The sequence below is a fragment of the Erwinia persicina genome, from assembly GCF_014838825.1.
Lineage (GTDB): Bacteria > Pseudomonadota > Gammaproteobacteria > Enterobacterales > Enterobacteriaceae > Erwinia > Erwinia persicina_A.
Genome location: NZ_JACYMO010000006.1, coordinates 43,155 through 56,231 on the forward strand (window position 1 = coordinate 43,155; position 13,077 = coordinate 56,231).

Annotated in this window: 13 protein-coding genes and 1 pseudogene; 9 read left to right on the top strand and 5 right to left on the bottom strand. The window is 55.3% G+C overall.

Annotation, left to right across the window (positions count from 1 at the left end; translation table 11 throughout):
- Positions 1–77 precede the first annotated feature (77 nt).
- Entirely contained in the window at positions 78–659 is a 582-nt protein-coding gene (gene grpE, locus IFU29_RS15140; protein ID WP_191934657.1) for a nucleotide exchange factor GrpE, read from the top strand.
- Positions 660–736: 77 nt separating this feature from the next.
- On the opposite strand, the gene IFU29_RS22840 is transcribed toward grpE, so the two are convergent.
- Positions 737–1,270 carry a methyl-accepting chemotaxis protein gene (locus tag IFU29_RS22840; protein ID WP_423244844.1) on the bottom strand — a complete coding sequence of 178 codons (534 nt, stop codon included), beginning with the start codon at positions 1,268–1,270 and terminating at the stop codon, positions 737–739.
- Here IFU29_RS22840 and IFU29_RS22845 point away from each other — a divergent pair.
- On the top strand, positions 1,187–1,369 hold the full coding sequence (locus IFU29_RS22845) for a hypothetical protein (protein ID WP_423244845.1): 183 nt from the start codon (positions 1,187–1,189) through the stop codon (positions 1,367–1,369). The two genes, IFU29_RS22840 and IFU29_RS22845, sit on opposite strands and share 84 nt — an antisense overlap.
- A 162-nt stretch (positions 1,370–1,531) precedes the next feature.
- Here the strand turns inward: IFU29_RS22845 and IFU29_RS22850 are convergent.
- Together IFU29_RS22850 and ung are read right to left on the bottom strand one after the other, a co-directional pair.
- A pseudogene (locus tag IFU29_RS22850) lies at positions 1,532–2,302 on the bottom strand (MCP four helix bundle domain-containing protein); the annotation flags it as partial.
- 183 nt (positions 2,303–2,485) lie between these two features.
- The gene (ung, locus tag IFU29_RS15150; RefSeq protein ID WP_191934659.1) at positions 2,486–3,172 is read right to left on the bottom strand and encodes a uracil-DNA glycosylase; all 687 of its coding nucleotides are present in this window, start codon (positions 3,170–3,172) and stop codon (positions 2,486–2,488) included.
- A gap of 289 nt (positions 3,173–3,461) precedes the next feature.
- Between ung and grcA the strand changes: the two genes are divergently transcribed.
- Positions 3,462–3,845, top strand: coding sequence for an autonomous glycyl radical cofactor GrcA (gene grcA / locus IFU29_RS15155; protein ID WP_062744584.1), 384 nt, complete (start codon positions 3,462–3,464; stop codon positions 3,843–3,845).
- 226 nt (positions 3,846–4,071) lie between these two features.
- Here grcA and srmB read toward each other — a convergent pair whose 3' ends face one another.
- Positions 4,072–5,400 (bottom strand): ATP-dependent RNA helicase SrmB, encoded by a 1,329-nt coding sequence (gene srmB / locus IFU29_RS15160; protein ID WP_191934660.1) that lies wholly within the window; start codon positions 5,398–5,400, stop codon positions 4,072–4,074.
- A gap of 132 nt (positions 5,401–5,532) precedes the next feature.
- Between srmB and trmN the strand changes: the two genes are divergently transcribed.
- The gene (trmN, locus tag IFU29_RS15165) at positions 5,533–6,270 is read left to right on the top strand and encodes a tRNA(1)(Val) (adenine(37)-N(6))-methyltransferase TrmN (protein ID WP_191934661.1); all 738 of its coding nucleotides are present in this window, start codon (positions 5,533–5,535) and stop codon (positions 6,268–6,270) included.
- On the opposite strand, the gene nadB is transcribed toward trmN, so the two are convergent.
- On the bottom strand, positions 6,271–7,872 hold the full coding sequence (gene nadB / locus IFU29_RS15170) for an L-aspartate oxidase (protein ID WP_191934662.1): 1,602 nt from the start codon (positions 7,870–7,872) through the stop codon (positions 6,271–6,273).
- Positions 7,873–8,343: 471 nt separating this feature from the next.
- Here nadB and rpoE point away from each other — a divergent pair, with 471 nt between their 5' ends.
- The 5 genes from rpoE (at position 8,344) to lepA (ending at position 13,054) form a co-directional block, all read left to right on the top strand.
- Entirely contained in the window at positions 8,344–8,919 is a 576-nt protein-coding gene (gene rpoE / locus IFU29_RS15175) for an RNA polymerase sigma factor RpoE (protein ID WP_062744587.1), read from the top strand.
- A gap of 29 nt (positions 8,920–8,948) precedes the next feature.
- The gene (gene rseA / locus IFU29_RS15180; protein ID WP_191934663.1) at positions 8,949–9,599 is read left to right on the top strand and encodes an anti-sigma-E factor RseA; all 651 of its coding nucleotides are present in this window, start codon (positions 8,949–8,951) and stop codon (positions 9,597–9,599) included.
- On the top strand, positions 9,599–10,555 hold the full coding sequence (gene rseB, locus IFU29_RS15185; RefSeq protein WP_191934664.1) for a sigma-E factor regulatory protein RseB: 957 nt from the start codon (positions 9,599–9,601) through the stop codon (positions 10,553–10,555). The genes rseA and rseB overlap by 1 nt, the downstream gene beginning before the upstream one ends.
- Complete coding sequence (rseC, locus tag IFU29_RS15190) at positions 10,552–11,016, top strand: SoxR-reducing system protein RseC (protein ID WP_191934665.1); 465 nt, start codon at positions 10,552–10,554, stop codon at positions 11,014–11,016. Before rseB ends, rseC begins: the two co-directional genes overlap by 4 nt.
- Positions 11,017–11,254: 238 nt before the next feature.
- The gene (gene lepA / locus IFU29_RS15195) at positions 11,255–13,054 is read left to right on the top strand and encodes a translation elongation factor 4 (RefSeq protein ID WP_191934666.1); all 1,800 of its coding nucleotides are present in this window, start codon (positions 11,255–11,257) and stop codon (positions 13,052–13,054) included.
- Positions 13,055–13,077 lie beyond the last annotated feature (23 nt).

Here is a 13,077-nt window from a genome sequence, read left to right on the forward strand (position 1 = left end):
GTTCCCTTGAAACCGCGATTCTGATCCCCATAATAAGCGAACCAGCGAGATGAATATGCACAAACGCGGAGAAATTCATGAGTAGTAAAGAACAGAACACACCTAACGAGCAAGTCTCAGACGAAATTGAGATGGAACAGGCACAAACCCAGGACGCGGAGACAGCTGAAGTGATCGATCCGCGGGATGAACGTATTGCCGAACTGGAAGCACAGCTGGCCGAGTCTCTGGGCGGCGTGCGTGAAGCCCAGCTTCGTGCTCAGGCTGAGATCGAAAACATCCGTCGCCGTACCGAGCAGGATGTCGAAAAAGCGCATAAATTTGCGCTGGAAAAATTCGCCAACGAGCTGCTGCCAGTGATTGACAGCCTGGAGCGCGCGCTGGAAGTGGCCGATAAAACCAATCCTGAGCTGGCCTCAATGATTGAAGGCATTGAACTGACCATGAAATCCCTGCTGGGCGCGGTGCGCAAGTTTGGCGTGGAAGTGGTCGGGGACATCAATGTGCCGTTCAACCCGGAAGTACACCAGGCGATGTCGATGATGGAGTCTGAAGACGTGGCCCCTAATCACGTGATGATGGTGATGCAGCGGGGTTATACCCTGAATGGTCGCCTGCTGCGTCCGGCGATGGTCGCCGTGGCGAAAGCGAAAAGCTGATCCTGCCAGGGGCGACTTTAACGGTCCTCCCTGACTGCAATAGCCGCATTATGCGGCTATTTTTTTGTCAGAAATCCCTACGCGTAAGCCGGTTCATTCACCTTAAATGCGCGGATAGCCAGGGAGAGCTGCTCTGCCTGCTCCTGCATTGACTGGGCAGCGGCGGCGGATTCATTCACCAGCGCGGCATTTTGCTGCGTGACCTGATCCATCTGGGTGATGGCGCGGTTAATCTCATCAATTCCGCTGCTTTGCTCGGCGCTGGCGATGGTGATCTCGCTAATAATCCCGGTAACGTTTTTTACGCTGGTCAGCACTTCGTCCATCGTCATCCCTGCCTTCGCCACCTGACGCCCCCCTTCATCCACCCGGGAGACCGAGTCCTGAATGAGCTGGGCAATCTCTTTCGCGGCCGAGGCCGACCGCTGCGCCAGGCTGCGCACCTCAGAGGCCACCACGGCAAAGCCACGGCCCTGTTCACCAGCACGCGCCGCTTCGACTGCTGCATTCAGTGCCAGGATATTGGTCTGGAAAGCGATGCCGTCAATCACGCTGATAATGTCGACGATCTTCTTCGACGAGCCGTTAATCATCTCCATGGTGTTCACCACCTGCCTGACGGCATCCCCACTCTGGATCGCCACCTGAGAGGCCTGAGCGGCCAGCAGATTGGCCTGATGGGCGTTACCGGCATTCTGTTTCACCGTTGAGGTAATTTGCTCCATGGCGGAAGCGGTCTCCTCCAGTGAACTGGCCTGCTGTTCGGTACGGGAAGAGAGGTCCATATTCCCTGCTGAAATCTCGCCAGAGGCGGTGGCGATCAGGTCGGTACCGGCACGCACGTCATTAACGATTTTTAGCAGGTTTTCATTCATGTTTTTCAGCGCCATCATCAGCTGACCGGTCTCATCGGTAGAGGTCACCTGGATGAGAGTACGCAGGTCACCAGCGGCGACATTTTCCGCCACGCTCACCGCTTCCCGCAGCGGGCGTACAATCGAACGGGTCAGCAAATAGCCCAGCACAACGGCCATGGCTACCGCCAGCAGCGAGAAGATCAGCGTTACCCGGATGGCCGTTGAGGCATCGCTGACCGCATTCGCCCCTTCAGCCTGCAGCTGCCCGGACTGGGAGTCGGCAAATCTGACCACGATATCGAGAAACGCATTCTGGCTGGTGGTGATTTTTCGCAGAACATACTCGGTGGCAGGGGCAATCTCTCCGGTACGGATCAGCGCGATCAGCGTCTGCTTATCCTGCTCGAAGCGCTGTGCTGCCGCTTTCACCTCCTGAATTTTCTTAATGCCGATTTCGGTGCTTTGCAGTCGTGCGATGTTATCAATGGCGGCATTGGTTTTCTGCGTGGCGCTGTCCAGCTGGCCAAAGCGTTTAGCGTTTTTCTCCGGGGTGGTGGCGTCCAGCACCATGCCGCGCAAAAACTTAATCTGATCGTTGACCCCGTCGCGTACGTCAAAGGCCAGGCGAACTTTGAGGTAACGGTCGCTGACAATGCTGTCTACCGTGCGGTTAATGTTGCCAATTTTAAGCGTGGCGGTAGCGCTGACGACGATTAACAGTAGTATGATCAGGGCAAAGGCGGCCCCGAGGCGAACGCCTACTTTCATATTTTTCACAGATAACATTCGTTATTTCCCCTGAATGGATTCCAGCCCGTGTCGGGAACATGGATATGCTCCCTGAAGCCGATCAAATCGGCAGGAAGTGGGAAATCTTGATAAAAAATGTGACGTAAATCGCCTTATTACGTGTGGAAATGTTAACAGCGGGGACGGTAGCTGTTGCAGGGGGCAGCCCCCTGCCTGGGGTTATGACGCTGCGGGCAACCGGGGGACCCAGTCGATGGGCGTTTCACCCTGCTCACTGAGCAGCTGATTGGTTGTCGAAAAGTGAGCAGAGCCGAAGAAACCTCGGTGTGCGGAAAGCGGGGAAGGGTGTGGAGCCTGCAGCACGTGATGGCGGCTGCGGTCAATAATGCTGCCCTTTTTCTGCGCGTGCGACCCCCACAACAGGAACACTACGCCTTCCCGATGCTGATTAATGGCGGCGATAACGTTGTCTGTAAAGGTTTCCCAGCCGAATTTCGCATGCGAATGCGCCTTACCCGCCTCCACCGTCAGCACGGTGTTAAGCAGCATCACGCCCTGACGCGCCCAGCTCTCAAGAAATCCGTGCTGCGGGCGTTCAAAGCCGGGAATATCTGTGACCAGCTCTTTGTACATATTCACCAGCGAGGGCGGTACCGCGACTCCGGGCAGAACGGAAAACGCCAGTCCGTGCGCCTGATTTGGACCGTGATAGGGATCCTGACCCAGGATGACCACCTTAACGTCGCCGAGTTCGGTCAGGCGAAAAGCGTTAAACACGTCTTTTTGCGGGGGATAGATGGTCTTACCCGCCGCACGCTCTGCGGCAACCATGGCCAGCGTCTCTCTGAAATAAGGTTTCTCTTTTTCCTCTGCCAGCACATCGTGCCACGTCATGGTATTCACCACTGCCGTCTCCTTTCATTCATCAAAGCGCGTAGCTTAACGCGCTTTGCCGGACGGTGACACTTAAAAAATAATTGAAAATTTGCAGAAAAAGCGGAATTTATCGTGGTGATAAAATTGATATAAAACAGAAAGTTGCCCTTTCAGGCCCCGCGATGCCTGGCCAGGGGTTGATTTGTATCAAAGAGCCTCTTTCCCGGTGCTGGTATACAGAACCGATAAGATCACGGTTTTTTCATCAACCTGGCGCTGATAATGGCTATCAGTGCCTTATTGCCTGGGAGGCGACACTATGATTACTGGAATTCAAATTACTCAAGCAAGCAACAGCGCATTACTGAACTCTTTCTGGCTGCTGGACAGTGACACTGCTGAAGCACGCTGCGTCTGTGCGAAAGCTGGTTACAGCGAAGATCAGGTCGTGCCGGTCAGCGACCTCGGCCAGATTGAATACCGTGAAATTCCTCTGGAAGTGAAGCCAGAGGTTCGCGTAGAGGGTGGCCAGCACCTGAATGTGAACGTCCTGAGCCGTGAAACGCTGGAAGAGGCCGTGAAGCATCCGGAGAAATACCCGCAGCTGACGATCCGTGTTTCCGGCTATGCTGTCCGTTTTAACTCACTGACGCCAGAACAGCAGCGTGACGTGATTACCCGCACCTTTACAGAAAGCCTGTAACCCCCGACGGGGCAGGTTAACAGGGCGGCAGGTGAATAACTCACCTGTCGCCTTTTTTATTAACTTTTTGATAACAAAGCACGATTTGACTTCCCTGCCAGCGAGCGTGCCGGAGAATATGAGAAAAGGGCCTGATGCGGGTTATTGCCTGGCATCAGCCCTGTTTCTGCCGGTTTGAGGCAAAAAAAACTGCCCTAACAGGGCAGTTTTTTGTCAGGCAGTGTGATTATTCAGCACTGTCCGTTTTTGTCGCGGTTGGCTTACGCCGTTTACCCACGTTTTTAGCATCGCGGTGGCGCTCTTTAACGCGCGGTTTTTCTTCCAGCTTCTCTTTATCTTTCAGCTCTTTGCGCTTCGCCAGTACTTTCTTCGACGGCTTGCCTTTGAGTTTTTCACTCGGTGCGCGGGTTGTCGGTCGCATCCCATCAATGGTGCGCGCTTTCAGCGGCTCCTTGATGTAGCGGCAGATCCTGCCGAGCAGCATGTTGTCATGCGCTTCCACCAGTGAAATCGCAATACCCTTTTTACCCGCGCGGCCGGTACGGCCAATACGGTGCAGGTAGGTGTCAGCGGTGACCGGCATGTCGAAGTTAAATACGTGGCTGACATCATCAATGTCGATTCCGCGGGCGGCGATATCGGTCGCCACCAGCACGTTAACGCGGCCTTCAGCAACGCGCTTAATCGCCTCGTTACGCTTCGCCTGCACCAGTTCCCCTTCCAGATAGCTGGTGTTGATCCCGGCTTCACGCAGCCAGCCACACAGCTCATGCACGCGCTCACGCTTACGCACGAAGACCACGGCACGGGTGACTTCCGGCTGTTTCATCAGCTGGATTAACAGTGCGGTTTTATGTTTGATGTCGTCCGCACGGTAGTACCACTGCTGGATTTTCTTGCGCTCACGGCGCGCCGGGTCGGCTTCGATCTCAATGGGCTCTTTCAGAATGCGCTCGGCGAAATCTTTAATCGCTTCGCCTTCCAGCGTGGCGGAGAACAGCAGGGTCTGCTTGCGCCAGCGTGTTTCAGCCGCGATGGTTTCGATGTCCTGGGCAAAGCCCATATCGAGCATGCGGTCTGCTTCATCAAGCACCAGCGTTTCAACCGCACGACAGTCAAAGTTCTCTTCTTTGATGTACTGCAGCAGACGTCCGGTGGTGGCGACCACGATGTCCTGGTTTTCGCTGAACACTTCAGCATGGTTCATATACGCCACGCCGCCGGTGATGGTGGCAATATCCAGGTGCGTGTGTTTCGCCATTTCCCGCGCCTGGTCTGCGACCTGCATAGCCAGTTCGCGGGTCGGGGTCAGGATCAAAATGCGCGGCGGGCCGGACTTCTTACGCGGGAAGTCGAGCAGATGTTGCAGTGCGGGCAGCAGGTAGGCCGCAGTCTTGCCTGTACCGGTTGGTGCCGAACCCAGAACGTCGCGACCCTCCAGTGCTGCCGGAATGGCTTCTGCCTGAATGGCAGTAGGGCGCGTATAGCCTTTCTCCTGCAGGGCTTGCAGCAGGCTCTCGTCTAGTTCGAGTTCGGAAAAAGTGGTTACAGTCATGGTCTACCTCAGTTTGGGGCGCTGATTATAGACAGATTGAACACGATCTTCATCTGTTTGTGTGGAGTTAATGACTTTTCCTTCGTCGCGGATTGTCCTATGCTAGCGCCGTTTCCCTTTCAGGTCAGTCAAATGTCACAACAGAAAGCCATTCTCCGCGCCAACGGTTTTACCTTCAAACAGTTTTTTGTTGCCCACGATCGCTGTGCCATGAAAGTCGGCACTGACGGTGTGCTGCTGGGGGCATGGGCGCCTGTGGCCGGTGTTCAACGCGTGCTGGATATCGGCAGCGGCAGCGGCCTGATTGCCCTGATGCTGGCGCAGAGAACCACGGCGTCGGTGGACATTGATGCTGTTGAGCTGGATCCGGCGGCGGCGGAACAGGCGCAGGAAAATGTGGCAGAATCTCCGTGGCCGACAAGAGTTCATGTCCATCAGGCAAATATTGTTGAGTGGGCGCAGCACTGTGAGCAGCGCTATTCACTGATTGTCAGTAATCCGCCCTATTTTTCACCAGGTTCAGAATGTGCCTCCCCGGAACGGGCGTCGGCACGTTATACCAATGACCTGACGCACGACGTCCTGCTGATGTGTGCTGAAAACCTGATTGCGGAGGAGGGTTTCTTCTGCGTGATCCTGCCGGAAGCGGCGGGCAGTCAGCTGATTGAACAGGCGCTTCAGCGCGGCTGGCACCTGCGCTTTCGGACCGATGTCTCAGATAACGATACCCGGCCGCCTAACCGGGTTCTTCTGGCGCTGTCCCCGCAGCCCGGCGAGCAGTTGCTGGATCGCATGACCATACGCGGGCCGGATCATCAGTATTCTGACGCTCACTGCAGCCTGACCCGCGACTTCTATCTGTTCCGATAATTATGGCCTGAGGATGGTCGGCAGCGCTTTGCCCAGGGTCTCCGGATAGTCGAGGGTGTAATGCAGGCCCCGACTCTCTTTACGCGCCATCGCGCAGCGTACCATCAGCCCGGCGACCTGAGCCAGGTTGCGTAACTCCAGCAGGTTATTCGAGATGCGGAAATGCGCGTAATACTCATCAATTTCCTGCTGCAGGGTGTTGATACGACGCAGCGCGCGCTCCAGCCGCTTGGTGGTGCGCACAATCCCCATATAGTCCCACATAAATAACCGTAGCTCGTGCCAGTTGTGCTGGATCACCACGCGCTCGTCGGAATCATCCACCCGGCTTTCATCCCAGGCGGGCAGGGCATCGACCATCGCCACCTGTGGCAGGCGACGGCTGATATCCTCCGCCGCGGACCAGCCGTAGACCAGGCATTCGAGCAGGGAGTTGGAGGCCAGACGGTTTGCACCGTGCAGCCCGGTATAGCTGACTTCACCAATGGCGTACAAACCGCTGAGATCGGTACGCCCCTGCTGGTCGACCATCACGCCACCGCAGGTATAATGCGCCGCCGGAACAATGGGGATTGCCTGCGTCGTCAGGTCAATGCCCAGCGTCAGCAGTTTTTCGCAGATGGTCGGAAAATGCGCGCGTATAAACGCCGGCGGCTGGTGGCTGATGTCCAGATACATACAGTCAGCGCCGAGCCGCTTCATTTCGTGATCAATTGCCCGCGCCACAATATCGCGCGGAGCCAGCTCGCCGCGTTCATCAAAGTCAGGCATAAAGCGGGTACCGTCCGGGCGCTTCAGCACGGCCCCTTCGCCCCGCAGCGCCTCGGTCAGCAGAAAGTTACGCGCATCCGGGTGGAACAGGCAGGTGGGATGGAACTGATTAAACTCCAGATTCGCCACCCGGCAGCCGGCACGCCACGCCATGGCAATGCCATCGCCAGAGGCCACGTCGGGGTTGGTGGTGTACTGATACACTTTTGCCGCCCCTCCGGTAGCCAGCACCACGGCGCGCGCGCGGCAGGTCTCAACGGCTTCCCGCTTGCGGTTCCAGATGTATGCCCCCACGACGCGGCGCTCACCCGGCAGGCCGATCTTATCGGAGACGATCAGGTCGACGGCGTTGCCGCGCTCAATCAGGGTAATATTCGGGTGGCTTAACGCCTGGCTGACCAGCGTGCTTTCCACCGCTTTTCCGGTGGCATCTGCGCTGTGCAGAATACGGCGGTGGCTGTGGCCCCCTTCGCGGGTCAGGTGATAGCGTTCCTCGCTGTTTAGCGGCGTTTCTTTATCAAACAGCATGCCCTTATCAATCAGCCACTGTACGCAGTGGCGGGCGTTACTGGCGATGAACGAGACGGCCTCCCGGTCACACAGGCCGCCTCCGGCAATCAGCGTATCTTCAACATGAGATTCAATGCTGTCAGTTTCATCAAATACGGCGGCAATACCGCCCTGGGCATAGAACGTAGAGCCTTCGCTAACCGGGCCTTTACTCAGTACGGTTACCTGATGCTTTTCAGCCAGGCGCAGCGCCAGGGATAACCCCGCCGCGCCGCTACCAATAATCAGCACATCACAGCAGTAATCAGAAGAATCAGTCATGTTGTTTAATTTACTAAACAGGTGGTTTGTTGAGCATAACACTCACCTCTCCCGGCAAAAAGGCTTTTTATCGCGACGCCTCAGGGGGCGGACAGGGGAGGCCTCAGCCCAGAAATGACCTTATTCCTGGTAAGGAAAACGACGGCAGGACGCGATTTACCCGACTAACGGTCACTTAATGACGCGATAATATGGTGAAAAAGCTGGCTTCTTGCGGTACTCTGCGGGCGTCATCAGGCTCCCGGATGATGACATTTCGGGAGTCAGGAGAGGCAGTGGCTGACAAATCAGTGAGAATGCATAATAAAGCGTGCTGGTTTGTAAATGTCTCCGTATGACACGACAAAAATAATGGCGTAATGGAACTTTCCTGATGAAAATGACTCAGATTGCATGCTCGTTCATAAAGATTGAGTTTTTACTGGAAGTGGGATTACGCGTGGAGACAAGTTTGGGGAGACATTACCTCGGATGAGCGAGCAGTTAACGGATCAGGTTCTCGTTGAACGAGTGCAGAAAGGAGATCAGAAGTCATTCAATTTACTGGTAGTCCGCTATCAGCATAAAGTGGCGAGCCTGGTTTCACGCTATGTGCCGTCTGGAGATGTCCCTGATGTAGTGCAGGAGTCGTTTATTAAAGCCTACCGTGCGCTGGAATCTTTCCGCGGCGACAGTGCTTTTTACACCTGGCTCTATCGGATTGCCGTCAATACGGCCAAAAATTACCTGGTGGCTCAGGGTCGCCGTCCACCGTCAAGCGACGTGGATGCTATCGACGCCGAAAATTTTGAAAGTGCAGGGGCACTAAAAGAAATTTCGAACCCTGAGAACTTAATGTTGTCGGAAGAATTGAGACAAATAGTTTTTCGCACCATCGAGATGTTACCCGAAGACTTGCGTATGGCTATCACCCTACGTGAACTCGATGGCCTGAGCTATGAAGAGATAGCCGTGATCATGGATTGCCCGGTTGGTACGGTTCGTTCACGTATTTTCCGCGCCCGTGAAGCTATTGATAATAAAATTCAACCGCTTATCCAACGCTAGCGATAGCGACACAGGAAGGGTATTGAGGCATGCAGAAAGAACAACTTTCCGCTCTTATGGACGGTGAAACGCTGGATAATGAAGTGATGTCCGCGTTGTCTAAAGACGTTGTGCTGCAGAAAAACTGGGAAAGCTACCACCTAATCCGCGACACCATGCGCGGTGATATCCCACAGCAGCTCGATTTTGATATCTCAGCCCGCGTGATGGCTGTGATTGAAAATGAGCCTGCTAAAGCGGTGACCCGTCTGATACCGGAAGCGCAGCCAAAACCTGAAGAAGCGGCTGCGATGCCGTTCTGGGCGAAAGTGCGCCCCTGGGCGGCGCAGATTACCCAGATTGGCGTGGCCGCATGCGTCTCACTGGCCGTGATTGTCGGTGTTCAGCAGTACAACAAACCGGTCGAAGGTCAGTCCTCCGATTCACCGGTGTTTAACACGCTGCCGATGATGGGGCAGGCGTCGCCTGTCAGCCTGGGCGTACCCGCTGAAAATGCCAGTGCGCCAGCGAACAGCAACCAGCAGGTGCAGGATCAGCGCCGTCGCGTAAATGCGCTGCTGCAGGATTACGAATTACAGCGTCGCCTGCATGCTGAACAACTGCAGTTTGATCAAAGTCCTGACCAGCAGGCTGCTGCTCAGGTTCCGGGTAATCAGTCGTTAGGAATGCAATCGCAGTAATGAAGCAGCTTTGGTGCGCCGTCAGCCTTATCGCTGGCAGCCTGATTTACTCCTCCTCCGCCCCGGCCGCACAAACGCCATCCGGGGCGTTGTTACATCAGATGGAGCAGGCCAGCCAGTCACTCAGCTATGAACTTGCCTATATCAATGTCTCGCGGCTGGGCATTGAGTCACTACGCTACCGTCATGCCGTCATCGACAACAAAACGTATGCACAGCTGTTGCAGATGGATGGCCCGCGTCGGGAAATCATTCAGCGTGGTAAAGAGGTCAGCTTTTTTGAGTCAGGTCTGCAACCCTTTACGATGGCGGGCGATCATATTGTCGACTCGCTGCCCGCACTGGTCTATGCCGACTTTCAGCAACTTTCTGCCACCTATGATTTCGTCTCAGTAGGGCGTACGCGTATTGCCGATCAGCTCTGTGAAGTGATCCGTATTGTGCCGCGAGACGGCACCCGCTACGGCTATATTGTCTGGCTGGACAGCGACACGAAACTGCCCCTTCGGGTTGATCTCCTCGATCGTGATGGCGAAACGCTGGAACAGTACCGGGTGGTAAGCTTTGCCGTCGATGATGGTGTAAGCAAGCTGTTGCAGGGGCTGCAGGACGCCAAACTTCCTCCGCTGTCGTCAGTGCCGACAGGCGGTGCGGTGACCTTTAACTGGAAATCAGGCTGGCTTCCGGCCGGCATGAAGGAAGTGGCACAAAGCCGCCGTCAGCTGCCCTCGCTCGACCGTCCGGTTGAAACGCGACTCTATTCTGACGGCCTGTTCAGTTTCTCGATCAACATTACCCTGGCCGATAAAACCAGTTCTCCGCAGCAATTGCGCACGGGGCGACGTACGGTTCTGACGGAAGTGCGCAATAATGCAGAGATAACGGTCGTGGGGGAACTTCCGCCAGCGACCGCTAAACGTATTGCTGATGGCGTTGTCCTGGGGGCAGCACAATGATGAGAGAATGGGCGACGGTCGTGTCGTGGCAGAACGGTATTGCCACGTTACACTCCGAAATAAAAACCTCCTGCAGTAGCTGTTCCGCGCGTAAAGGCTGCGGCAGCCACATGCTCGATAAGCTGGGTCCGAAAAATGCGCACGTGATGAAAATCGCCAGCGCGGCACCGCTGGTGCCCGGCCAGCGGATTGAACTGGGCATAGCGGAAAGCAGCCTGCTGAGTTCGGCGTTTCTGGTCTATATGACCCCGCTGATCGGGCTGTTTGCCCTCGCCGGGGTTTTTCAGATGCTGTTTCACAGCGATCTGGCCGCGGCATGCGGTGCGCTATTAGGCGGCGTAGGCGGTTTTATTATTGCAAAAGGTATCTCCGCTATGCTGGGGCGTTCGGCCTCATTTCAACCGGTGATCCTCAGCGTGGCGCTACCGCCCGATGCCATACACATCACCACGGATGCCTGATCGGCGCGCGGACGGCTGGCGATATTTTTCTGCCGACCGTCTTATTTCACCCGCTAATAATCCTCATTTCCCTTTCATTACGGCAGGGCAAATCGTATTGCCTGACCGTGACGATTCCACCCCTTTGATATGTAGTGTAGAATGCTGCCTTTCGGGCCATCGTTCGCCTGTGATATCACGCTCTCCTGACTTCGCATCGCGAGAGTTCCAGAATTTGTAAGGCAGAAAAATCTCAATAATGAAGCACATAAGAAACTTTTCTATCATCGCCCACATCGACCACGGTAAATCAACGCTCTCTGACCGTCTGATCCAGATTTGTGGGGGGTTGACCGAACGTGAAATGGCTGCGCAGGTTCTGGATTCCATGGATTTAGAACGTGAGCGTGGCATCACCATTAAAGCGCAGAGCGTGACGCTCGATTACCATTCGCCAGATGGTAAAACTTACCAGCTCAATTTTATCGACACCCCGGGACACGTCGACTTCTCCTATGAAGTTTCGCGTTCTCTGGCCGCCTGTGAAGGCGCATTGCTGGTGGTAGATGCAGGGCAGGGTGTGGAAGCTCAGACTCTGGCCAACTGCTACACCGCGATGGAAATGGAACTGGAAGTCGTACCTGTACTGAATAAAATCGATCTGCCGGCCGCCGATCCTGACCGCGTGGCGCAGGAAATTGAAGATATCGTCGGGATTGACGCGACGGATGCCGTACGCTGTTCAGCGAAAACCGGTATTGGTGTGCCTGACGTGCTCGAGCGACTGGTGCGTGATATTCCGCCGCCGGAAGGCGATCCGGACGGTCCGCTGCAGGCGCTGATTATCGACTCATGGTTCGATAACTACCTCGGTGTGGTCTCGCTGGTGCGTATTAAAAACGGCACCATGCGTAAAGGCGAGAAAATTAAGGTTATGAGCACCGGTCAGGTGTATAACGCCGACCGTCTGGGCATCTTCACGCCGAAACGCGTGGATACCGATGTGCTGAACTGCGGCGAAGTGGGCTGGCTGGTCTGTGCCATCAAAGACATTCTGGGTGCGCCAGTCGGGGATACCCTGACGCAGGCCCGTAATCCGGCAGATAAAGCATTACCCGGGTTCAAAAAGGTCAAGCCGCAGGTTTACGCTGGCCTGTTCCCGATCAGCTCCGATGATTATGAAGCCTTCCGTGATGCGCTGGGTAAACTCAGCCTGAACGATGCCTCGCTGTTCTATGAGCCAGAGAGCTCCACCGCGCTGGGCTTCGGCTTCCGTTGTGGCTTCCTCGGCCTGCTGCACATGGAAATCATTCAGGAACGTCTGGAGCGCGAATACGATCTCGAACTGATCACCACCGCGCCGACCGTTGTCTACGAAGTGGTTACCACGGATAACCAGACTATTTACGTCGACAGCCCGGGCAAACTGCCGCCGCTGAACAATATTGAAGAACTGCGTGAGCCGATTGCCGAGTGTCACATGCTGTTGCCGCAGGAATTCCTGGGTAACGTCATCACGCTGTGCATCGAAAAACGCGGCGTGCAGACCAACATGGTTTACCACGGTAATCAGGTCGCACTGACGTATGAAATCCCGATGGCGGAAGTGGTGCTCGATTTCTTCGACCGCCTGAAATCCACCTCACGTGGGTATGCTTCACTGGATTACAACTTCAAGCGTTTCCAGGCTTCCAACATGGTACGCGTCGATGTCTTGATCAACTCTGAGCGTGTCGATGCGCTGGCGCTGATCACCCATAACGACAACGCACCGTACCGTGGCCGTGACCTGGTAGAGAAGATGAAAGAGTTGATCCCGCGTCAGCAGTTCGACATTGCGATTCAGGCGGCGATTGGTAACCACATTATCGCCCGCTCTACGGTGAAACAGCTACGTAAAAACGTGCTTGCCAAATGTTATGGCGGCGACGTCAGCCGTAAGAAAAAACTGCTGCAGAAACAGAAAGACGGTAAGAAGCGCATGAAGCAAGTGGGTAACGTTGAGTTACCGCAGGAAGCGTTCCTTGCCATTCTCCACGTGGGTAAAGACAGTAAATAAACCCCTCTTTGGGTGTTAAGGGA